Origin of the sequence: Rhodococcus sp. WY5 (assembly GCF_018588185.1) — a bacterium.
Classification (GTDB): Bacteria; Actinomycetota; Actinomycetes; order Mycobacteriales; family Mycobacteriaceae; genus Rhodococcus_F; species Rhodococcus_F qingshengii.
On record NZ_JAAMPR010000001.1, the window covers coordinates 3845681 to 3866095 of the forward strand.

Here is a 20415-nt window from a genome sequence, read left to right on the forward strand (position 1 = left end):
GGTCAGTCGAATGTAGGTGGTGAGCACGGTCGAAAAGTCGTTGTCGTCATCGGCCGTACGTCGCGCACTGCTTATCGGCGTAGTCGTCTTCGTCTCGTGCCTGGTCGGAATTCTGAGCCGTCTGCCGGGCACGCTTGCAGTCTTCTGGCCGGCCAACGCGCTGCTACTCGGGATCCTCTTTCGGTCGCCGCGTTCCGCCACACTGCTCACCTGGATCTGCGTCGTAGTCGGTTATGTCGGAGCCGACCTGATCACCGGTGGGGCATGGGAGTCCACGGTGTGGCTCAACGCGGCCAACATCGTCGGGGTTGCGAGCGGCTTCTACGCCTTTCGCTGGGTCGACAGTGAGGACCGTCGACTGACCAGTATTCAGTCCGTCGGCTATCTCGTGTCGATGACTGTCGCCGCCGCGTCGATGGCGGCGCTCGTGGGCGGAATCGCGAACCGCGTGCTGTTCGGCGGGCAGTGGTGGGACGGCTGGTTGCTCTGGTTCTCGAGTGAGTTCGTCAACTACATGACCATCGTCCCCTTGGTGCTGACATTCCCTTCGCTTCGACGAGTGGATCGAGAACCGAAAGCTGTTGCCACGCTTGTGCGTCGATCAGTCGTTCCGACGGCGCTGCTGGCCGTCTGCATCATCTTGGAGTGGGTGATAGGCGGTGCCGGAGCGATCGCGTTTGCCATGCCGGCGCTGGTGACTGCAGCCTTGCTCACCAATGTATTTGTCACGTCGGTGCTCACCGCTGTGTCAACTGCCTGGACGTTGGTACTGACGGCCGACGGCCATCTCGGATTGTCCAGCGAGGGCGTCTCGCCGGTCAGCGCGTCGGTCCAGATCGGATTGTCGCTGCTGGCGGTAGCGCCGATCGCGGTGGCCTGCGTGATCCTCGAGCGTCGCCGCGCGCTCGAGGCACTCACCCAGGCCGTCACCCACGACGATCTCACCGGTGCGTTGCGCCGGGACGAATTCTTGCGGCGAGGCGGCAGCGTGACGGGTGCGACCGATCCGCGTCGCCACTCTGGACGTCCGGTCAGCGTCCTGATGATGGATCTGGATCACTTCAAGATGGTGAACGACAACCTCGGTCATCGTGCCGGCGATACGGCGTTGGTGAGTTTTGCCGATCAGGTGCGGCGGCACCTCGATGACAAGCATCTCTTCGCCCGATTGGGCGGCGAGGAGTTCGTCGTACTGATGGCCGGCGTCGATCTCGAGGGTGCGACCGAAACAGCCGAGATGATTCGACGCGCGCAAGCGGAGAATTCGTCGGCAGTATTGGGTGAATTCGGGCCGACGGTCAGCATCGGCGTCGCGTGTTCACCCCACGGCGACGCAGACCTGACGCAATTGGTCGATTGCGCTGACGAGGCGTTGTATCGAGCGAAGAAGTTGGACCGCAATCGAACCGTGGCGCTCACGGTCGGTAGCTGAAGAAATACGTGCGGACCCGCAGTTTGTTGCGGGTCCGCACGTGGTGGTGGAGTCGACCGATTCAGAACAGATTGATCAGCGCAGGAACACTGAACAGCGCTACGTAGTAACCCATGAACAGAACTCCGCCGTGAATCTTGAACAGGCGCCCGAGAAGACCACCGACCAGGCCGACCGTCACGGTGATCAGAAGCCCGAGGATGCCGCCCTCCCAGATGCTGATGACGACGACGAGTCCCGTGAACACCGCGATCACAGCTTCGTGACTGATGTGCTTGACCACCGCTGACGCAGCGCGGTACGCGTAGTTCATGGCAAACGGGTATGCGATGACCGTTGCCGTGACCACTGCGAGCAGTCCGTAGAGCAGGAACTCCCACTGCGTCAGGTACGTGGAGAGATTGTTGATCACTCCGGTTTCCTGATTGGTCTCGAACACCGGTGGAGCGTTGAACAGAGGGGCTGCGGGGCCTGCCGCGAGCGGGCTGAGCGGAAGGCCGAAAGCGACGAGTGGGATGAGGGTTTCCGCGATGTAGGTGGATTCCGTCGTACCGTTCTTCGCCGAGACCATTGTGGTCAGTCGGTGATAGCCGTTCTTGATCCGCGCACCTACCAGCTCACCCATCAGAACAGTCATGGCGACCGGGCTGAAGACGAAGGTTGCGCTCGACACCGTGGAAGCGGCGGCGGTGTAACCGATCTGCTTGCGATCGAGGACCTTCAGAGGATTGGGGAAGTATCCCTTCCATCCTTTGATGTCCGGGGCCAATGCAACGGTTTTGGGTTCACTGCGTTCCATGTCCTTACGGCTAGACGGGCCCAAGGTCAGTGCGAGGTCCGCGATCAGCGGCCCGACTGCGATCGCAAGGAAGTAGCTGATGTTCAGCGACACATCGTAATTCGACGTCAACGCGCGGGCGCCGAGGATCAAGATGACGAAGGGAACGAGGGCGACAACCCCGGCCCAGCGGCCTGGTGAGGCGTAGGCGATGCCGATGGCGGCGACCAGGAACAGCCACGGTGCTATCGACTGAACGGTGTCCGCGAACGGCGCGAGGATGGTCGCGAACAAAACGGCAACCGGCACAGCGACGAACGCCGAGATCACTGCTCCCGAGATCGCCTTGCGGAGTGCGATGTGCGGGATGCCGAGTGAGCGCATCATCTGCGCTTCCGGCAAGAGTGGAATCGCCATCGTGTCGCCGGGAATGCCCAGCAGCATCGTCGGCACCGCGTGAGTCATGTGTTTGGCGATCGCACCGGAGAGGAAGAACGTGAAGACCGCCGCCGGGGGAGCGCCGAGCAGAATCACGAGCAGAGTCAGCGGTGCGATCGTGGCGGTCTCGTCCGTGCCGGAGATCAATCCGATGAACGTGAACGCGACCGCACCGATGATGCCGAAGAGAACGGCAATCAGAATTTCGTTGGTCAGAACCGAACTCATGCGCGCCCACCGTCCTTCGGTGTGTTCGAGACCCGTGCGTGCTCGGCCTCGGCAGCGGCGAAGTGGTCGTACAGACCCAGCTCGCGAAGTTCCTGTCGGCTCTGCTCCGGAATGTCGGCGAGAGTGCCCAGACCCTGGCGCTGTTCACTCATCGTCGTGATGACACCGTCGATCGACTCCGCGTCGGCGGCGGCCAAGGCGACTATCCGCTTCGGCTTGATGAAGATTCCGCAGACCACGCCGGCGAGCAGGCAGGCCGCGATGCCGACCAGAAGGCTGTACGCCTGGGCCAACGACGGTTCGCTGACGACCCGTTCGAACAGTGCCTGGGCCGCGAGAAGGGCCGAGGCGCCGACGACACTGCCGACTGCAACGGAGATCGCGAGGTGTCGACCGTTGACGGTGTCACCCCAGACTTCGAGGTATGTCTGCTGCTCGGTCGGCTCGGTCGTGGTGGTCGGCGTCGTTGCCGGCTGCGGTGGTGACATCAGTCTTCTCCAGTGTCATGCATGGCGGGGTCGTACAGGGAGGGGCTTGCGAGATGAGGGGCTTGCGTTGCGGGTGTCAGGTGCGTGCTGCGCGGAGGGCGGTGACAACTCGGGACGGGCTCGAGTGGCCGATCTGTTCGGCCATCCAGCTGCTTGTATCGGTGAGCGAATCCAGGTCGATGCCGGTGTCGATCCCGAGGCCGTGGAGCATCCACACCAGATCCTCGGTGGCGAGATTTCCGGTCGCGCCCTTGGCATATGGGCACCGTCCGAGACCACCTGCGGAACTGTCGAATTCGGATACCCCAGCGGTCAACGACGCATAGACGTTCGACAGCGCCTGGCCGTAGGTGTCGTGAAAGTGCATGGCGATCTGCGATATGGGGATGCCACGTTCTCGGAGGGCGCCGAGCAAAGCGAGCACATGGCCAGGTGTGCCGACGCCGATGGTGTCGCCGAGTGAGAGTGACGTGACACCGCTGTCGATCAGGGTCTTTGCGATGTCGGCGACACGCTCGACGGGCACGGAGCCTTCCCAGGGGTCGCCGAAGCACATGGAGATGTAGCCGCGGACGGGAAGTCCCAGGGCTCGGGCGGCCGTAGTGACCTCGGCAGCCGCGGCGATCGCGCCGTCCACCGTGGAATTGAGGTTGCGTTTCGCGAATTCCTTTGTGGCGCTGACGAATACTGCAACCTCGCTTGCTCCGGCGGCGACGGCCCGCTCGAGACCCTTGCGGTTCGGGACAAGAACGACCGTACGTACCGAGTCCGGCAGGTGCAGCCGACCCATCAATTCTTCCGCGTCCGCAAGTTGCGGGATCCATCGAGGTGAGACGAAACTCGTCAATTCGACAGTGCGGGAGCCGGCCGCGACCAGGCGTTCGATGAACTGGGCTTTCGTCTCGGTCGGGATCACCGCTGTTTCCGCTTGAAGTCCGTCGCGTGGCCCGACTTCGTAGATCCGGACCGAGGTCGGCAGCCCCGGCGCCGGCACTCGATGAGGCGCCGGCTTCCACACCGGTGATCCTGCAACTGTTTCGGTCATTGTCGTCAGTTTCCGCCGCGGATCTCGGCGAGAACCTTCTCGGCATGCTCGACGCGAATGCTCTTGTCCGCGATCAGGCGTGCCACCACGGCGTCGATCTCGCTCTTCTGCGCTCCGGCGGTGGCAGCGATGTTGCGGGCGTGCAGCCCCATGTGTCCGCGCTGGACACCCTCACTGGCCAGAACGCGGACAGCAGCCAGGTTCTGCGCCAGGCCGACTGCCAGAATGATGCCGGCGAGTTCCTCGGCGCTCTCGACGCCGAGCATCTTGATTGCGGCCTGCGCTACGGGGTGCACTTTGGTGGCCCCGCCGACGAGGCCGACCGGCATGGGTAGCTCGAGGGTGCCGACGATGTTTCCGTCGGCATTCTTCTCGAAATGCGAGAGCGACGAGTAGATCCCGTCGGCGTTGACTGCATGGGAGTGGCACCCGGCTTCGACTGCGCGCGTGTCATTTCCGGTCGCCAGCACCACGGCGCTGATGCCGTTCATGATGCCCTTGTTGTGCGTCGCGGCGCGGTAGGGATCCAGCTCCGCCAAGCGTGCGGCATGGATTAGGTTGTCCACAACCTCTGCGCCGCCGATCAATTCGGCGTCGAACACGGCGCGAACGCGTGTCAGCCGCAGATCGGCCTTGTTGGTGAGGATGCGCAGGACGACGTGTCCGCCGCCGATCTCGGCGACTCGATCCGCGATTGCCTCGGCCATCGTGTTGACGGCGTTGGCGCCCATCGCATCTCGTACGTCGACATGAAGGTGGAGGACGACGTAGGCGGCCTTGTCCGAGGACACGATGCGAACCGAAATGTCCTTCACGCCACCCCCGACGCTGACCAGCTTCGGGTCCTGCTCGTTGGCGAGTGCAATGATTTCTTCACGTGCCTCGAGGAGTCGGATGCGGGCAGCTGCCGGATCCACGACGTCGACGAGTTGAATCTGGGCTTGCATGATCGGCTGCGTGCTCGAGACGTGAAAGCCCCCGAGTCCGCGTGCGATGCGAGCAGCGTTACTCGCGGCGGCGACCACCGACGGCTCCTCGGTGGCGAGGGGGATCAGGTAGTCCGTGCCGTTGATCGTGAAGTTGGTGGCCACGCCGACCGGGATGCCGATGACGCCGAGGACGTTCTCGACCATGCGATCGGCCTGATCGATGGTGAGGCCGTCGGCAGCGTCGTAGACCGCGATGTCTGCTTCGGTCAGGTCGGTCTGGCGAACGATCTCGGCGCGCCGTGCGGCGACGTCGTAGGACCGGAAATCGGCGATGCGGCTGTTGGTTGATCGGCTGCTGGTTGATGACACGGGGGGTCGTCCTCCTGAAGTGGTTCTGTGCTCCGCTTCACAGTAGGGAGGTTGATGCCTGCCAGACCACGTGCCCACAACACATCCATTGGTCGAAATTGTAGTGTCATGCACCATCGCCGCTGTCGTTGATGTCGCTTCCACCCTCTTCGGGTCCCACTTCTCGAAGTTCGTCGAGCCTCGTCGCCATGGACACGCGAAAGAAGTTCTCGTCTTCACGCCACGAGTGACCGAGGAGCGTGCGGATGCGGTCGAGACGCTGAACGACGGTGTTGGGGTGGTAGTTGAGTGCGCGGGCAGCCTTGGTCGGGCTGCCGTCGTTGCGGACCAGAGCCCGAAGGGTCGCGGTGAGATCGGTGTCCTTGTCGCGGTCGTACGCGAGTACCGGGCCGATTACTTCGTCGATGAACTGATGAAGTGATTCCGGATTTTCGCCGAACAGAACGGTGTACGGCAGATATGACGCCGTCGTGACCGCGCCGTCGGTCTTGCCCAACGCCGACAGTAGGCGGGCCGTGCGCAGCGCCGAGGTGAAGCGCGCCGGGAGCTCTTCGGGGCGTTCCGCCGTCGCCGGCGCAATGACTACTGCGTGCGGTCCTACCGAACCGGTGATCTGACGGTGAATGACCGTCGCCGCGGCTGCCGGGTTTCCCGAGCGCGAGACCACCGCGATCAATCCGGCATGCTGCGCCGCCAACCCCGCTACCGGCAGAGACTGCCCGATTGCGCGGAGCGCGGCGGTGCGGAGTTCCGGAGCGACCGACACCACGAGGACGGTGTCCAGTTCGCCGAGGGAGATGCCGAGGTTTCGGGTCCTACGTTCGAGATCGCGCCTGCGCTCGGGCGCAGTGCTCAGCAAGTCGGCGACCAGTTCGTCACGTGCACGCCGGTCCGCTGCCGCCGCCGCCGAGTGTTGCAACACGAGGATGGCAGTGACCTGAGCTGCCCGTTCCACGGTCCGGAGTTCGACGGGGCCGATCGGCGCGTCCGAATGATTCAGCAAGATGGCCCCGAGGAACGATTCTCCGGCGGTTACGGCGCTGACGAGTTGGATCACGGTCTCACTGTCGGCGACGAACGTGCATCGGCCGCTTCGGCGACTCTGGTCGATGGCCTCGGACACGGCGGGAGGAAGAGACATCGGCACCGTCGTGATCTGCTCGCCAGAGGATTTCACGAGTGGGCGTAGCTCACTGTCGACGACGACGGTGCTGCGCTCGAGAGAGCTGCTGAGAGTTCGTGCAACCTGGGCGTATCCGCCGCCGCGGAGAACGGCGTGGATCAGATCCTGGTGGACGATGTTCGATTTGTCCCGCGCGGACACGTGTTCGCGCAGCTCGTCGAGTGCTCGCCCGGTCTCGGCAGCGGATTCCTCGGCGCGGTCGAGTGCCCGCGCGGTTTGCAGGACCACCGAGGCGTGATCAGCCAGCGCCGAGAGCAGGGCGATCTGATCTGCGGTAAAACGCCGTTCCCGGCGGTCGGCGGCAAACAGGACTCCGAGGATCTGGCCGTCGGAGAGCATCGGCACGCCGAGAATCGCCACCAGACCCTCGGCGACGATCGCGGCATCGACCACTTCGTCATGGCGCGACTGCGTGTAGTCGCTGTAGTTCTGAACCCATTGGGCTGCTCGAGATTCGGCAATCGCGCTGACCAGTCCCGCGCCGGCAGGAACTTGCAGATGCTGGAGTTCCGGCGAGACCGCGCCGGCCGTCTTTCGAACATTCAGGTCACGAGTGATCACGTCGAACTCGGACAGGTACGTGACGTCGGTGCCCATGATGTCGTGTGCGCGGTTGACCAGCCTCTGCAGCAGTGTGTCCACGTCGCGAACCTGCGCGAGCTCACGTGCACTCGAATAGAGAACCGCCAATTCGTTCTCGCGACGGCGAAGTCGCCGAAATTCCGACCGACTGGCCCGGATGCGGGCCGCGGTCTCCGCGACCTCCGTTGCGCCAAAGCCGAATTCGGCAAGTACCTGTTCGACATGTTCGTCGCCGACTGCATCGGACGTCACGTCGAACAGCGCGGCAATCACGTTGGGCGCTGAGTCGGAGTCTGAATCAGGGGCGGTCACACCGAACAAACTACAGACCGGTGGATCCACCGAATTCGTCGAGCGGTGTGGATATGTGATTGTTGTTTGTTTCCAATGCATTCCGAGTCGTGCTCGTGTCTCCCGTTTCCCGTCTCAGTCTGTTCACGTCCTTCTCGAGCGCGCTGACTTCTGTCTCGAGGGCACTGATTTTGCGGTTCAACGCTTGGATGCTCGCCATGCAGACGCCGTTCGCGTCGACGGCGGAGATCCGGCGGGCGTTGGATCCCAAGCCGAAAATCGCCGCAAAGTCTTGCGCCATCGGACCCAGGTGACGGACCGACTTGTGGTCGAATCCGTAACTCCACGTACTTATTCGGAGTGCCGTCAACCGGTCGAGCACGTCCTGCGCGCTCGTCGGAACATCTACGCCGGTATGCACGCCACGTCGATGCGCGGCCCGTGCGAACACCCACTGCGCGGGGTGTCGCATCGCGGCGTTCACCCGAATACCGACCCGAGTGCCCAAAAATTCAGTGCGCTCGCCCTCGTCAGGCGGTGAGTTCACGTCGTGCGGTTTTGACGGTCTTGTCGCTCAGCAGAATTCCCGCTCCTGCGCCGAGCAGTCCGAGGCCGATTCCGACAGCGGCGCTGCCGAGGCCCAAAGCAATTCCCAACATGATTCCTCCAAAAATTGTGCGGTGAATTGAGGGGCCAGGTGTCCGACGAAAGTGCTGCCGACCTGCTCCGCGCTCATCTTTCACATTGCTCCGCCGTGCGGGCGATGACAACCCGTCTGGACCGAATTTCTCGTGGAAAACACAGGCGTGCAACACTGGGTGAAGAACTGCTGAGTCATCGGCGTCTTGTCGGCGCCGTACGAGCGGCAGTAATTGAGTAGCCATCGACCGATCTCTAACGCAGGTTTATCTGCGCGCGGCAACGATGACCAGGCAAAAGGGTGGCATGTGAACGAATCGAGCAGTGGCTTGTTTTCCGACCTCAGCGCGTCGGAGCCCGTTGTCGACGCAAAAAGCGCCGAGCAACTGGCTGCCGAGCGTGAAACTGCGGCAGCAGAACGCTCCAACACCGACACCGCTGAACAGCGGCAGTCGCGGCTGTTCAGCGGTTAAGCGCGTCAGGACTCCTTGATCACCGACAGAACATTGCCGGCGGGATCGGTGAACCACGCGATGTCGGGGCCGTTGCCACGCATGATGCCTCGCTCATCCTGGGGGAATCCGTCGTATTTGAGAAACTCCACGCCACGTGCGGTCAGTTGGTCGACGGTTGTGTCGATGTCGTCGACGACGAAGTTGAGAATTGTGTAGGTCGCCGCTTCGTGATTCGGCTTCGGATAAACGAGGATCTCGGTTCCGCCGGCAAGATGTAGGCGAATCAGTCCCATGTCTCCGTCGGTTACCTTCAACCCGAGTGTTTCGCCGTAGAACTTCTTTGCAGAGTCGATGTCTGTCACCGAAAATCCGCTGAATGCTTTCGTGTCTGTAAGCATGACTATCTCCGTTCCCAGCGGTTGCCGGACTAGGTGGTTTGGGAATCCGTCATTCCGGATTCCATCTCGGCCCTGGCTTCCTCGCTGAACTCGATGATCTGAACGTAGTTTCCGTCGGGGTCGATCGCAGTGGCGAACAAACTGCCCCCGCGGTCTTCGAGTGGAGCGTGCCATTTTCCGCCGAGCGCATCGATGCGCTGTGCGATCGACCGGGCGTCGTCGGTTTCGACGTTGAGGAACATGCGACCCGGCTGGGGGTTGGTCTCGCCGACGTCGTCGCGTCTGTCGAGCATCACGTAGAAACCGTTGAAGTCGAGCACGTCGTAGCCGGGTTCGCCGGGAGTCCGGTCGACCTTCGGGGCGAACGCCTCGGCGTACCAGTCGCGCAAGCGTTCGGGGTCGGTGCTCGAGAGCAAAATGCTGCTGATGCTGGATCCGGACATGGGTCCTCCTGCTGTCGGTCGTTACTGTCTTCGGCAATCGAGGCTCTGGCCACATCACCTCCCAGATACAGACTTCCCGCAGCGGCGAAACTCATCGCGGCTCAGGTGTGTTCCGACACCAAGATCGCTGTCGTCCCGGGCTCGAGCGCCCGAAAGATGTGCTCCTCGTCGCCGGGATAAGCAAGATAATCGCCCGGTCCGAGTTCGATCGGATTTGCAGTGGGCCCGACCTCCGCCCGTCCGGTGCCGATCACGACGTGTTCGGTGGTGCCGCGTGCATGCGGAGTCGAAATACGCGGCTCGCCCGGTTCGGCGACTATCCGATACAGATCGCGTCGTGCGTTCGGTGGGCTCGGCGCCAAGAGTGTCGCGATGTACGACGCGTTTGCCGACGCAATCGCGGGACCTTCTCCGGCTCGAATCAACTGAACGGTCTGTGCCTGAGAGTCGACGAGTTGTGAGAACGGCACGCCCAATGCGTTTCCGAGTGCCCACAGTGTTTCGAGGCTCGGATTTCCGAGTCCGGATTCGAGTTGGGAGAGTGTGGACTTGGCGATATCGGCGCGCCGGGCGACCTCCGAAAGGCTCAAGCCTGCTCGGGCACGTTCGCGTTTGAGTGCGACGGCGACCAGTTTCTGAGGAGTCTCCGCTGTATCCGTTTCATTACTGGGCATCGTTCGATTCTCCGATCGATCGTTCTACTTGACGAACGGTGTCACTTCGTTCAACATAGAATACATGCGTTCTTTATGGCGAACAGTTGATCGAGACACGGTTCGGGTGAGCGTGCTGATCTGTCTCTCCGTGGCCATCGTCGGTGTGTCCTACGGTGTGACGGCGGGATCGGCTGGATTCTCGTTGTGGCAGCTTTTGGCGTTGGCTGTACTCGTTCTGGGAGCGTCTTCGGAGTTCTTGTTCATCGGAATCATCGCGGCCGGAGGCGGCGCCGTCGCTGCAGTTGTAGCCGGCTTGCTGATCAACTCCCGAAACTTCGCCTACGGATTGGCAGCGGGATCTTTTCTCGGCGAGGCTCGCCACACGGATTCAGGCTGGCGCAGGGGCTCGGGCTGGCGCAAGTTGGTCGGCGCGCACCTGGTCAACGACGAAAGCGTCGCGGTTGCCATGGCGCAGGGCTCGGTGAAGCAGAAGCGTGCGGCCTTCTGGTTCTGTGGGATCGGGATCGCGGTGTCGTGGCCGATCGGAGCTCTCCTGGGCGGACTGCTCGGCAGAGTCGTCCGAGACCCCGGCGCGTTGGGATTGGATGCCGCGTTTCCGGTTGTCATTCTGGCCCTTGTCTTGCCTGCGCTGAAGGAAAAGGTGACGCTGCTTGCCGCCCTGATCGGTGCAGCAGTCGCGGTGGCCACGTCGCCGTTCCTGCCGTCGGGTACCGCTCCGCTCGTTGCGCTGCTGAGTATCGCGGTGACGATACCGTTCCGGGAGAAGGTTCGATGAATACCGCGTCGGTCTGGATCGGTATCGTCGTGTTCGCTTGCGGTTCTTACGCTTTGCGGGCAAGTGGCATTCTGCTCCGCGCTCGGGTGAAGCTTTCGGTTTTTGCCGAGAAAACCCTCGATCGTGCTGTCGTGGTCCTGCTGCTCGCAGTGGTTGTGACATCGACGGTCTTCACCGGGCATGACGTTGCGGGGCCGGCGCGGATGCTCGGCGTGGTGGCCGGAGGCATCTGCGCCTGGTTCAAGGCGCCGTTGGTGGTCGTGGTGATTGTCGCGGCCGGCACTACTGCAGTACTCCGACTGTCAGGAGTGTCGTAGAGCCGATTCGGTGCGCGTTGAATGTGTGGTCGAATTCAGGCGAGTGCGGATGCCGTCGATGAACAGGTCCAGGCCGAACTGGAAGCGCACTGTCGGATCGCCGTCGAGGAGGTCCTCGTCGGAACCGCCGCCGATCACCTCGGGGGAGTCGGGGGAAATGGGCGCTCGGGTCAGTGCCCCCATTTCTTCCATCTGCGCTCGGGACTGCTCGTCCACGGTATGGCCGAGTACGTAATACAGCAGGGCGTACGCCGCGAGTTGGGCGTGCTCGCGTGAGAGACCGGATTCTTGCCCGGCTTGTACGAAATGCTCGCGCACCTTGCTGTTCGTCATCCGCGAGGCGAAGGTGGCGCTGACCAACTCGGCGCCGTCGCGGTGCGCCAGTAGGGCAGACCGAAGTCTGTGTGCCAGTTCGGAATACGCTTCTTGCCACGTGTCTGCGTCGACGGGGGCGTCGAGGTCTTCGAGGATCTTGTCGACGACCGCGCCCAGCAAGGTCTGTTTGTTCGGGAAGTGCCAGTAGAGGGCGCCGGGTTGGACACCTAGTGAGGTTGCGAGCCTGCGCATCGTGAGGTCGGCAAGTCCGAACTCGTCGAGTATCGCCATGGCGCCGTCCAGCACGTCGCCCCGTCGCAACTGCACTTGTTGTTCCCCTCGTTTCGTCCCGCTGTGGACCGCTCGCAATCGGATGTCGATCGGATGTCGATCGGACCCGCCTTTGACAGTATTCCACCACGTCTCTAACGTGAACACCGTTCAACTTGTACGGTGTTCAATTTTGTTGGTTTCGAAGGAGACGTCTGTGACCCCGCCCCCGATTAGCACGGCCCCTGCGACGGTCGACATCCTCGACCAGGCGCGCGAGCAAGTTCTCGAAAGAGGAGTTGGCCTGACCGAAAGCCAGGTGCTCGACGTACTCCGACTCGACGACGACAGGCTCGAAGACCTGCTGGCTCTCGCCCACGATGTGCGTATGAAGTGGTGTGGACCGGAGGTCGAGGTCGAGGGCATCATCAGCCTGAAGACGGGCGGCTGCCCTGAGGACTGCCATTTCTGCTCGCAGTCCGGACTCTTCCAGTCGCCGGTTCGCGCGGCGTGGTTGGACATCCCGAGCTTGGTGGAAGCTGCCAAGCAGACTGCGAAGTCGGGCGCTACCGAGTTCTGCATCGTGGCCGCCGTCCGCGGACCCGACGCCCGGTTGCTCGCTCAGGTTGCCGCAGGCATCGAGGCGATCCGCAACGAGGTCGACATCCAGATCGCCTGCTCGCTCGGCATGCTCACCCAGGAGCAGGTCGACCAACTGGCCGCCATGGGTGTGCACCGGTACAACCACAACTTGGAAACTTCGAAGTCGCATTTCCCGAACGTCGTGACCACGCACTCGTGGGAAGAGCGGTGGAACACGCTTCGGATGGTTCGCGAAGCAGGCATGGAAGTGTGCTGCGGCGGAATCCTCGGCATGGGTGAATCGCTGGAGCAGCGCGCAGAATTCGCGGCCAACCTGGCTGAACTGGAGCCGGACGAGGTCCCGCTCAACTTCCTCAACCCGCGTCCGGGCACCCCGTTCGGTGATCTGGACGTGCTGCCCGCCAGCGAGGCGCTCAAGTCCGTGGCGGCATTCCGTCTCGCGCTGCCTCGCACGATCCTGCGCTTCGCGGGTGGACGCGAGATCACTCTCGGCGACCTGGGTGCCAAGCAGGGCATCCTCGGCGGAATCAACGCCGTGATCGTCGGCAACTATCTGACGACCCTCGGACGTCCCGCCGAGAAGGATCTGGATTTGTTGGTGGATCTGCAGATGCCGATCAAAGCACTGAACGACACTCTGTGAGCACTCCGGTGACCGAGCGGTACAACCCGTTCACCGGGCGTCGGATCGTCGACGGCGTCGACGATCCGACGCCGACTGCGGCGTCGATGGGGCTCGAGCCTCCTCGCTTCTGCGAGCAGTGCGGGCGCCGCATGATCGTTCAGGTCAGCCCTGACGGATGGTGGGCGAAATGCTCCCGACACGGTGTCGTCGACTCGATCGACGTCGCCCGCAGGTAGCGTCACTCTGTGTGATCTCTCTTCGGCAGATTCGTCTGCGCACCGCGATCGTGATCGCCGCAACCATTGCGGGCGTGAGCGTGCTCGTCGGTGTGCTGTGGGCGTTCTTGGCTCCGGCCGAGCACCTGTTGGTGGTGTCCGAGGGGCGCGGCGTCGCGTTGACGGGTGAGAGCCTTCATCCGTTCGACGCGAGCGCCGTGTTCATCTGGCTGGCACTGATCGTCGGTGTGCTGTCGGCGGTGGCGGCCTGGTTGGCACGCCTGAGTCGAGGTCCTTATGCCCTGGGCGGGTTGATAGTCGGTTCAGTGGCAGGTACCGGACTGATGGCACTCGTGGGTTCGGGCGTGACAAAACTGCGTTTCCCCACGGCCGACAATCCGGCGGTCGGGGAGATCATTGCGCGGGCCCCGAACGTCGGAACTTTGCTCGTGCTTCTGTTTCAGCCGCTCGCGGCGTGCGTCGTGACATTGGTTCTTGCAGTGCTCAATCCGTACGACGACCTCGGGGTGGGGGACCACCCGGAATCCGGGGATCCGGAATCTGGGGATCCGGCCACCGACACCGAACAGGCCGAAGTCGAGAGCCAGCCGAAACTTCCGTAACTGTTGCGTCGCTACGCCGCAGACGTCGACGAGCGCTTGGTTTCGGCTTTCATTCGCACGTCACCCAACAGTCGCCCGGAAATCAGCGCGCCCAACCGGCGGGTTGCGAAGCGAGTGCTGATCGAGGACACCCAGTTCGGCAGTCCCGATACGACGGTCGGCGGCGCGTAGCGTCGATCCAGTGCTCGGAAAGCGGTGTCCACCACCTGAGTTGCCGTCTGCATTCGCCCGACCGCCGCGTCTTCGGAGCCGACTACGTCGAAGAACTCGGTGCGCGTCGGACCGGGGCACACCGCCAATACAGTCAATCCGCTGCCGCGAGCTTCGGCCCAGAGTGCTTCGGTGAAGTTGAGTACGAACGCCTTGGACGCGCCGTAGACGGCCATGCCCGGTGTCGGCTGGAACGACGCTGTGCTGGCGATGTTGACCAGTGCTCCGCGGCCGGTGAGAAGGTCGGGCAGGAATGTGTGTGTCAGCTCGACCAGCGTGGCGATGTTGAGCTGAATCTCGGACGTGACGCGCTCGAGATCTTCGTCCACGAATGCCCCGTGTGTTCCGAATCCGGCGTTGTTGATCAGCGAGTCGACGGTGATGCCACGGTTTGTCAGCTCCTGGTGCAGCGATGCACCGACGCCGGGTGCGGCCAGGTCGGCGGGCAGGACTGTCACGATGATGCCGTGGGCGCCACGGAGTTCGGTGGCGAGTGCCTCGAGGCGGTCGGCCCGCCTGGCGACCAGAACCAGGTTTGCGCCGCGAGCGGCAAAGCGATGAGCGAATTCCACTCCGAGCCCAGCGCTGGCTCCGGTGATGAGGACGGTGGTTCCGGCTACGTCGATGGCCATGGTGGCTCCTTCGGTTCGGGTGATCCCAAATGTAGGCACTGACACCATAGTTGTCAATGACAACATTTTGATATGGTGCCACCATGCCCGCCCACGAACAGCCGTATCATCACGGCAGCCTGCGACAGGAACTCCTGGCGTCGGCCGAAGCAACACTCGAACGAGATGGCGTCGACAAGTTGTCGCTGAGGCAACTCGCGCGTGAGGCGGGCGTGAGCCACGCGGCTCCGGGCAAGCACTTTCGTGATCGCCAGGCTTTGCTCGATGCCTTGGCCGAAAGTGGATTCCATCGGATGACCGGTGCGCTCGAGCGGGCAGTCGCGGATGCTCCACCGACCGCGAGGGCCCGGTTCTCCTCGCTCGCCAATGCCTACGTGGATTTTGCGCTGGAGCATCCGGGCCTGCTCTCTCTGATGTACAGCAACAAGCATGCGCCGGGCGCCGCCGAAACTGTCGTCAACGCGGGGCACGCGACGATGGACCTGACCGTCCGGCTCGTTTCGGAAGCTCAGGCCGCCGGTGACATTGCCGCCGGTGATCCGGAAAGTATTGCGCTGGTTGCCTTTGCGACGTTCCACGGCGTCGCGACGCTTGCTGCGGGCGGAATGTTGGGCGACGTGCCGGTGGGCGAGGTGGTGAACGCGGCCTCGACGGTCTTCTGGGCGGGCCTTTCCAGGGCAGTCTGAGGTGGGGCGCGCAATTCCCCAGAGTTCTCACAGAACCAGCACAAGGGAAGCACAAGATTGCGGACTTACATAGGAGTCAAGAAGTTTGATTCCGAGTGGAGGTTCGGCAATGAGTGTTTCAGAGATCGCCCCCAACAGGGGAGTTGTACTTGTCACGGACATCGGATTCGAGCACGGTGCGCGCACGGCCGCCGAGTTTCTCGACGCTGGTTGGAGCGTGGCAGTCACGGCCCGGACGGTCACCGAATTGGTTCGCGTCATGGCGGGAAAACCTGCCCATCGCTTCTTTGCGATTGTCGCCGATCCGACGGATCGTTGGCAGGCCGATCGGATTCTCGATCGGGTGACGACTCGGTTCGGTGTAATCAACCGGGTCATCGATCCGGCCGGCGCCGTGACCTCGGTGTGGTTGCAGCGCGGAAGTCTCGAAGCTGTTGCCTGACAGTGCGATCGGTGTCAGCTTGGCGGCCGTAGTGCGGCGAATTCGTCGGTGACCCGCAAGGTGGAGTCGGTGAAACGGTACAGGGCGGGTGGACGTCCACCCGACTTGCCGGACGGTGCGGTGTTGCCGGTGGGAGTCAGAACGCCTCGACGCCCCAGCACGCGTTGCAAGTTGGTGGCATCGACCTGGTAACCGAGGGCAGCGCAGTAGATTTCGCGCAGTGTCGACATCGCGAACTCTTCCGGGGCCAGCCCGAATGCGATGTTGGTGTACGAGAGTTTCGCGGCAAGTCGATTGCGCGCGTGCCGTACGACGGTTCCGTGGTCGAACGACATCTCCGGCAACTTCGAAACGGGGTGCCAGGCTGTGTCCGGTGGCAGTTGTGGGTCGGCGCTGAGGGGAACGAGTCCGAGGAAGGTCGACGCGATGCGGCGCGGACCCGGCACGCGCTGTGGATCACTGAAGACGGAGAGCTGTTCGAGGTGGGCGACCTTTCGTAGGTCGACCTTCTCGGCGAGGAGTCGTCGAGCGGAGGTCGTCAGGTCCTCGTCGTCGCGCAGAGTGCCCCCGGGCAGGGACCACGTGCCCTTCTGTGGGTTGAGTGCACGCTGCCACAGCAGCACGGCCAACTCTTCACGACCTTGCGGGCAGTGATCGCCGTCACCTGCGGCGATGCTTGCGGGGAAGGTGCGAACTTGGAACACCGCTGCAAGCACTTCGTGGGTGGTGTTACTATTGGGCACGTTTTCGATCCTAAGTCGAAAACCTCGAATACGGAAATCCGGGCCAGCCCGTCCGGATTTGAACTGGGTGACGAGCCCGGGTTCACGGTGAAGGAGAACGCCATGACGACCACGACGTTATGGGAGGGATCGGCCTCGCAGATTCACGACGGCCCCGGCGGATACAACGGAGTCGAAGCGACCCCCGAGTGGGCCGCTGAGATCAAACGTCTGGCTCGCGAACGCGGCGCGACGATTCTTGCGCACAACTACCAGCTGCCTGCGATTCAGGACGTCGCCGATCATGTCGGTGACTCCCTGGCGCTGTCGCGAATCGCTGCCGAGGCGCCCGAGGACACGATTGTCTTCTGCGGTGTGCACTTCATGGCCGAGACCGCGAAGATCCTGTCGCCGTCCAAGACCGTGCTGATCCCGGACGAGCGAGCCGGCTGCTCTCTGGCCGACTCGATCAATGCCGAGCAGCTTCGTGAGTGGAAGGCCGACAACCCGAACGCGCTGGTGGTGTCGTACGTGAACACAACCGCAGAGGTGAAGGGTCTCACCGACATCTGCTGCACCTCGTCCAATGCCGTCGACGTGGTCAACTCGATCGATCCCGACCGCGAGGTTCTGTTCCTGCCGGACCAGTTCCTGGGAGCTCACGTCAAGCGCGTGACGGGCCGTACCAACATGCAGATCTGGGCTGGTGAGTGCCACGTGCACGCCGGCATCAACGGTGACGAGCTGACGGCCAAGTCCAAGTCGCACCCGGACGCCGAGCTGTTCGTGCACCCTGAATGTGGTTGCGCTACTTCGGCTCTGTACCTCGCCGGTGAAGGCGCGGTCCCCGCGGACAAGGTCAAGATTCTCTCCACCGGCGGAATGCTCGACGCGGCCCGCGTCACCAAGAGCAAGCAGGTTCTGGTCGCGACCGAGATCGGGATGCTGCACCAGTTGCGCAAGGCAGCGCCCGACGTCGATTTCCAGGCCGTCAACGACCGCGCGTCGTGCCCGTACATGAAGATGATCACGCCTGCCGCGTTGCTTCGCTGCCTTCTCGAGGGCAAGGACGAGGTCCACGTCGATCTCGAGATGGCCAAGCGTGCACAGAAGTCGGTGCAGCGCATGATCGAGATCGGTAATCCGGGCGGCGGCGAGTGACCAGCCCTGCCGGGCGTTTCGCCTGGGAGGCTCATGCCGACCTGGTCGTCGTGGGAGGCGGTGTCGCGGGCCTCACCGCTGCGCGCACCGCTTCTCTGCGGGGACTGAAAGTACTCACGGTCAGCAAGGGCGGTCCGACGGACACCGCGACTCAGTACGCGCAGGGCGGCATCGCGGTCGTCGACGATCTGAATACCGATTCCGTCGAGTCGCACGTTTCGGATACGTGTGAGGCCGGCGTCGGTTTGTGTGACGAGGAAGCTGTCTATTCCATCGTCGAAGCTGGTCACGACGCTGTTGCTGCGCTGGCCGCGTTGGGAGCGGTCTTCGATCGCGGGCGAGACGGCGAGGTGTCGCGCACCCGCGAGGGTGGGCACAGCACGCGTCGGATCATCCATGCCGGCGGCGACGCCACTGGCGCGGAAGTGCAGCGGGCTCTCAATGCTGCCGGGCTCCCCGTTCTGTTCGGTGCAGCGGCAGTCCAGGTGGTGACCAACCGGCGTGGGGTGTGCGGACTCATCGTCTCCTCGCCGGAAGGCCTCGGAGTGATCCATGCGCCCGCGGTGCTGCTCGCTACCGGCGGACTCGGTCAGCTGTATGCCTGCAGCACAAATCCGCCCGGAGCGACTGCCGACGGAATCGCGTTGGCACTCGAAGCCGGTGCGGCGATTGCGGACCTGGAGTTCGTTCAGTTCCATCCGACGGTGCTCTTCACTCCGGGCGGGGTAGGCCGCCGACCCCTGATCAGTGAGGCGGTCCGCGGCGAGGGCGCGATTCTTGTCGACACCAACGGTGATTCGGTCACCGCAGGTGTTCATCCGCTGGGTGATCTCGCCCCGCGTGACGTGGTCTCGAGGGCAATCGCAGCACGCCTACGCGCTCTCGGCACTGATCACGTCTATCTCGACGCTCGCAAGCTCGACGGTTTCGATTCGAGATTCCCGACCATCACGGCGTCCTGCCTCGAAGCGGGCATCGATCCACGCACCCAATTAATTCCGGTCGCTCCGGCCGCGCACTATTCGTGCGGCGGAGTCGCCACCGACGTCCATGGACGAACGGGAGTGCCTGGTCTCTACGCAGCAGGCGAAGTGGCTCGCACGGGATTGCACGGCGCGAATCGTCTTGCGTCCAACAGCCTTCTCGAGGGTTTGGTAGTCGGGGAGCGTGCAGGAATCGCAGCTGCCGAGCGTCGCGAGGTTCATGCCGAAGTGGTCAACGTGGTGCGCAAGCCGATGCCGATCCTGCCGCGAGAGACCGTGCAGTCCGTCATGACGGCACACGCGTCAGTGGTTCGCGACGGAGGCGGTCTCCAGATTGCGCGAGCCGCGCTTGCCGACGCCGAACAGACAGTGGCGGTGGCTGCTCCGGACCTCGAAGACGCGGCGCTCACGTTGACCGCGACTGCATTGGTCGACGTGGCCGTGGCGCGAACCGAGAGCCGTGGCTGCCATACCCGCATCGACTATCCTGAAACAGATCCGAATCAGCGTCGCAGCACTCGGATCAAGATGGGTGCCGACGGAGCGCTCGAAATACCCGACATGTTGTTGACAGGAGTTCATTGATGACCGAGCAGAAGATCCTGCCCGCGCCGCTCGACCGTGACGAGCTGCTCACATTGGTCAGGCTCGCTCTGGACGAGGATCTGCGCTATGGCCCCGACATCACTTCTACCGCAACGGTTCCCGCCGATGCGGTCGCGAAGGCGTCGGTCGTCTCACGCTCCTCGGGTACTGTCGCCGGCATCGACGTCGGACTGCTTGTTCTCGACGAGGTGATCGGCGCGGGTAACTACGAGGTCGTTGATCGGGTGGCCGACGGAACTCGGGTTGCGCCAGGTCAATCGGTGCTCACCGTTGTCGCACCCACCCGCGGACTTCTCACGGCAGAGCGCACGATGCTCAACCTCGTCTGCCATCTCTCGGGAATCGCCACGGCGACATCACAGTGGGTCGACGCCATTGCCGGCACTCATGCCAAAGTGCGGGACAGCCGAAAGACGCTGCCCGGACTGCGTTCTCTGCAGAAATATGCAGTCCACGTGGGCGGAGGCGTCAACCACCGTATGGGATTGGGCGACGCGGCGTTGATCAAGGACAACCATGTTGCTGCTGCCGGTTCGGTGGTCGCAGCACTTCGTGCGGTCCGTGAGCTCGCCCCGGACATCGAGTGCGAAGTTGAGGTCGACAACCTCACTCAGCTCGATCAGGTGCTGGCGGAGAACGTGGAACTTGTTCTGCTGGACAACTTCCCGCTGTGGCAGACGCAGATCGCGGTCCAGCGCCGAGACGCTGTTGCTCCAGAAACCAAACTCGAGTCATCCGGTGGTCTCACCATCGACGTTGCCGCAGAGTACGCCCGAACCGGCGTCGACTACCTCGCTGTCGGTGCCTTGACGCACTCGGTGACGGTCCTCGACCTCGGGCTCGACATGTAGGTGT

25 protein-coding genes are annotated in these 20415 nt (G+C 63.1%); 12 read left to right on the forward strand and 13 right to left on the reverse strand.

Going from position 1 to position 20415, the window contains the following annotated elements:
• Positions 1-19: 19 nt before the first annotated feature.
• The gene (locus tag G4D79_RS17990) at positions 20-1432 is read left to right on the forward strand and encodes a GGDEF domain-containing protein (RefSeq protein WP_231915827.1); all 1413 of its coding nucleotides are present in this window, start codon (positions 20-22) and stop codon (positions 1430-1432) included.
• 61 nt (positions 1433-1493) lie between these two features.
• Here G4D79_RS17990 and G4D79_RS17995 read toward each other — a convergent pair whose 3' ends face one another.
• The 7 genes from G4D79_RS17995 to G4D79_RS35000 all read right to left on the reverse strand — a co-directional run bounded on the left by G4D79_RS17995 (position 1494) and on the right by G4D79_RS35000 (position 8422).
• On the reverse strand, positions 1494-2876 hold the full coding sequence (locus tag G4D79_RS17995; RefSeq protein ID WP_003941745.1) for a tripartite tricarboxylate transporter permease: 1383 nt from the start codon (positions 2874-2876) through the stop codon (positions 1494-1496).
• Positions 2873-3364, reverse strand: coding sequence for a hypothetical protein (locus tag G4D79_RS18000; protein ID WP_003941716.1), 492 nt, complete (start codon positions 3362-3364; stop codon positions 2873-2875). The genes G4D79_RS17995 and G4D79_RS18000 overlap by 4 nt, the downstream gene beginning before the upstream one ends.
• Before the next feature lie 76 nt (positions 3365-3440).
• The gene (locus G4D79_RS18005; RefSeq protein ID WP_082845755.1) at positions 3441-4409 is read right to left on the reverse strand and encodes a hydroxymethylglutaryl-CoA lyase; all 969 of its coding nucleotides are present in this window, start codon (positions 4407-4409) and stop codon (positions 3441-3443) included.
• 5 nt (positions 4410-4414) lie between these two features.
• Entirely contained in the window at positions 4415-5707 is a 1293-nt protein-coding gene (locus G4D79_RS18010; RefSeq protein ID WP_050655329.1) for a hydroxymethylglutaryl-CoA reductase, degradative, read from the reverse strand.
• A 106-nt stretch (positions 5708-5813) separates the two neighbouring features.
• Entirely contained in the window at positions 5814-7784 is a 1971-nt protein-coding gene (locus G4D79_RS18015; RefSeq protein ID WP_235867878.1) for a helix-turn-helix domain-containing protein, read from the reverse strand.
• A 10-nt stretch (positions 7785-7794) separates the two neighbouring features.
• Positions 7795-8310 (reverse strand): tail fiber domain-containing protein, encoded by a 516-nt coding sequence (locus G4D79_RS18020; protein ID WP_030537101.1) that lies wholly within the window; start codon positions 8308-8310, stop codon positions 7795-7797.
• A complete protein-coding gene (locus tag G4D79_RS35000) occupies positions 8294-8422 on the reverse strand; it encodes a hypothetical protein (protein WP_003941742.1) in 129 nt (42 codons plus the stop codon). Before G4D79_RS35000 ends, G4D79_RS18020 begins: the two co-directional genes overlap by 17 nt.
• A 288-nt stretch (positions 8423-8710) precedes the next feature.
• On the opposite strand from G4D79_RS35000, the gene G4D79_RS18025 reads away from it, so the two are divergent.
• Positions 8711-8875: a hypothetical protein gene (locus G4D79_RS18025; RefSeq protein WP_180279628.1), complete on the forward strand. Its 165-nt coding sequence runs from the start codon at positions 8711-8713 to the stop codon at positions 8873-8875.
• 5 nt (positions 8876-8880) lie between these two features.
• On the opposite strand, the gene G4D79_RS18030 is transcribed toward G4D79_RS18025, so the two are convergent.
• The 3 genes from G4D79_RS18030 to G4D79_RS18040 all read right to left on the reverse strand — a co-directional run bounded on the left by G4D79_RS18030 (position 8881) and on the right by G4D79_RS18040 (position 10372).
• Positions 8881-9255, reverse strand: a complete 375-nt coding sequence (locus G4D79_RS18030; RefSeq protein ID WP_007733101.1) for a VOC family protein — start codon at positions 9253-9255, stop codon at positions 8881-8883.
• 29 nt (positions 9256-9284) lie between these two features.
• Entirely contained in the window at positions 9285-9698 is a 414-nt protein-coding gene (locus tag G4D79_RS18035; RefSeq protein WP_030537099.1) for a VOC family protein, read from the reverse strand.
• Positions 9699-9799: 101 nt separating this feature from the next.
• The gene (locus tag G4D79_RS18040; RefSeq protein WP_030537098.1) at positions 9800-10372 is read right to left on the reverse strand and encodes a helix-turn-helix domain-containing protein; all 573 of its coding nucleotides are present in this window, start codon (positions 10370-10372) and stop codon (positions 9800-9802) included.
• A 64-nt stretch (positions 10373-10436) separates the two neighbouring features.
• On the opposite strand from G4D79_RS18040, the gene G4D79_RS18045 reads away from it, so the two are divergent.
• Both G4D79_RS18045 and G4D79_RS18050 read left to right on the forward strand, forming a co-directional pair.
• Complete coding sequence (locus G4D79_RS18045) at positions 10437-11150, forward strand: AzlC family ABC transporter permease (protein ID WP_063316277.1); 714 nt, start codon at positions 10437-10439, stop codon at positions 11148-11150.
• Complete coding sequence (locus tag G4D79_RS18050; RefSeq protein ID WP_099698150.1) at positions 11147-11467, forward strand: AzlD domain-containing protein; 321 nt, start codon at positions 11147-11149, stop codon at positions 11465-11467. The genes G4D79_RS18045 and G4D79_RS18050 overlap by 4 nt, the downstream gene beginning before the upstream one ends.
• Here G4D79_RS18050 and G4D79_RS18055 read toward each other — a convergent pair.
• Positions 11453-12109: a TetR/AcrR family transcriptional regulator C-terminal domain-containing protein gene (locus G4D79_RS18055; protein ID WP_065456606.1), complete on the reverse strand. Its 657-nt coding sequence runs from the start codon at positions 12107-12109 to the stop codon at positions 11453-11455. The two genes, G4D79_RS18050 and G4D79_RS18055, sit on opposite strands and share 15 nt — an antisense overlap.
• Before the next feature lie 175 nt (positions 12110-12284).
• Between G4D79_RS18055 and bioB the strand changes: the two genes are divergently transcribed.
• Genes bioB through G4D79_RS18070 form a run of 3 tightly spaced genes read left to right on the forward strand, consistent with a single transcriptional unit; the run spans position 12285 to position 14118 of the window.
• Positions 12285-13298 carry a biotin synthase BioB gene (gene bioB, locus G4D79_RS18060; protein ID WP_024487821.1) on the forward strand — a complete coding sequence of 338 codons (1014 nt, stop codon included), beginning with the start codon at positions 12285-12287 and terminating at the stop codon, positions 13296-13298.
• Positions 13295-13516, forward strand: a complete 222-nt coding sequence (locus G4D79_RS18065; protein ID WP_099698149.1) for a hypothetical protein — start codon at positions 13295-13297, stop codon at positions 13514-13516. Before bioB ends, G4D79_RS18065 begins: the two co-directional genes overlap by 4 nt.
• Before the next feature lie 11 nt (positions 13517-13527).
• Positions 13528-14118: a DUF2567 domain-containing protein gene (locus G4D79_RS18070; protein WP_099698148.1), complete on the forward strand. Its 591-nt coding sequence runs from the start codon at positions 13528-13530 to the stop codon at positions 14116-14118.
• 11 nt (positions 14119-14129) lie between these two features.
• Here the strand turns inward: G4D79_RS18070 and G4D79_RS18075 are convergent, their stop codons facing one another.
• The gene (locus G4D79_RS18075; RefSeq protein ID WP_007733078.1) at positions 14130-14960 is read right to left on the reverse strand and encodes an SDR family oxidoreductase; all 831 of its coding nucleotides are present in this window, start codon (positions 14958-14960) and stop codon (positions 14130-14132) included.
• 83 nt (positions 14961-15043) lie between these two features.
• Here G4D79_RS18075 and G4D79_RS18080 point away from each other — a divergent pair, with 83 nt between their 5' ends.
• On the forward strand, positions 15044-15646 hold the full coding sequence (locus G4D79_RS18080) for a TetR/AcrR family transcriptional regulator (RefSeq protein ID WP_007733070.1): 603 nt from the start codon (positions 15044-15046) through the stop codon (positions 15644-15646).
• A 109-nt stretch (positions 15647-15755) separates the two neighbouring features.
• A complete protein-coding gene (locus tag G4D79_RS18085) occupies positions 15756-16088 on the forward strand; it encodes a hypothetical protein (protein ID WP_003941794.1) in 333 nt (110 codons plus the stop codon).
• Positions 16089-16102: 14 nt separating this feature from the next.
• Here G4D79_RS18085 and G4D79_RS18090 read toward each other — a convergent pair whose 3' ends face one another.
• On the reverse strand, positions 16103-16831 hold the full coding sequence (locus tag G4D79_RS18090) for an NUDIX domain-containing protein (protein WP_007733069.1): 729 nt from the start codon (positions 16829-16831) through the stop codon (positions 16103-16105).
• Positions 16832-16933: 102 nt separating this feature from the next.
• Here G4D79_RS18090 and nadA point away from each other — a divergent pair, with 102 nt between their 5' ends.
• Genes nadA through nadC form a run of 3 tightly spaced genes read left to right on the forward strand, consistent with a single transcriptional unit; the run spans position 16934 to position 20411 of the window.
• Positions 16934-17971 (forward strand): quinolinate synthase NadA, encoded by a 1038-nt coding sequence (gene nadA, locus G4D79_RS18095; protein WP_003941702.1) that lies wholly within the window; start codon positions 16934-16936, stop codon positions 17969-17971.
• Positions 17968-19539, forward strand: a complete 1572-nt coding sequence (locus G4D79_RS18100) for an L-aspartate oxidase (protein WP_099698147.1) — start codon at positions 17968-17970, stop codon at positions 19537-19539. The genes nadA and G4D79_RS18100 overlap by 4 nt, the downstream gene beginning before the upstream one ends.
• Positions 19539-20411, forward strand: coding sequence for a carboxylating nicotinate-nucleotide diphosphorylase (nadC, locus tag G4D79_RS18105; protein WP_003941805.1), 873 nt, complete (start codon positions 19539-19541; stop codon positions 20409-20411). The genes G4D79_RS18100 and nadC overlap by 1 nt, the downstream gene beginning before the upstream one ends.
• Positions 20412-20415 lie beyond the last annotated feature (4 nt).

Excerpts from the sequence above, each read along its gene's own strand:
- G4D79_RS17995 (WP_003941745.1), bottom strand. The coding sequence starts at position 2,876 with ATGAGTTCGGTTCTGACCAACGAAATTCTGATTGCCGTTCTCTTCGGC.
- G4D79_RS18000 (WP_003941716.1), bottom strand. The coding sequence starts at position 3,364 with ATGTCACCACCGCAGCCGGCAACGACGCCGACCACCACGACCGAGCCG.
- G4D79_RS18005 (WP_082845755.1), bottom strand. The coding sequence starts at position 4,409 with ATGACCGAAACAGTTGCAGGATCACCGGTGTGGAAGCCGGCGCCTCAT.
- G4D79_RS35000 (WP_003941742.1), bottom strand. The coding sequence starts at position 8,422 with ATGTTGGGAATTGCTTTGGGCCTCGGCAGCGCCGCTGTCGGAATCGGC.
- G4D79_RS18030 (WP_007733101.1), bottom strand. The coding sequence starts at position 9,255 with ATGCTTACAGACACGAAAGCATTCAGCGGATTTTCGGTGACAGACATC.
- G4D79_RS18035 (WP_030537099.1), bottom strand. The coding sequence starts at position 9,698 with ATGTCCGGATCCAGCATCAGCAGCATTTTGCTCTCGAGCACCGACCCC.
- G4D79_RS18040 (WP_030537098.1), bottom strand. The coding sequence starts at position 10,372 with ATGCCCAGTAATGAAACGGATACAGCGGAGACTCCTCAGAAACTGGTC.
- G4D79_RS18045 (WP_063316277.1), top strand. The coding sequence starts at position 10,437 with ATGCGTTCTTTATGGCGAACAGTTGATCGAGACACGGTTCGGGTGAGC.
- G4D79_RS18050 (WP_099698150.1), top strand. The coding sequence starts at position 11,147 with ATGAATACCGCGTCGGTCTGGATCGGTATCGTCGTGTTCGCTTGCGGT.
- G4D79_RS18075 (WP_007733078.1), bottom strand. The coding sequence starts at position 14,960 with ATGGCCATCGACGTAGCCGGAACCACCGTCCTCATCACCGGAGCCAGC.
- G4D79_RS18080 (WP_007733070.1), top strand. The coding sequence starts at position 15,044 with ATGCCCGCCCACGAACAGCCGTATCATCACGGCAGCCTGCGACAGGAA.
- G4D79_RS18085 (WP_003941794.1), top strand. The coding sequence starts at position 15,756 with ATGAGTGTTTCAGAGATCGCCCCCAACAGGGGAGTTGTACTTGTCACG.
- nadA (WP_003941702.1), top strand. The coding sequence starts at position 16,934 with ATGACGACCACGACGTTATGGGAGGGATCGGCCTCGCAGATTCACGAC.
- nadC (WP_003941805.1), top strand. The coding sequence starts at position 19,539 with ATGACCGAGCAGAAGATCCTGCCCGCGCCGCTCGACCGTGACGAGCTG.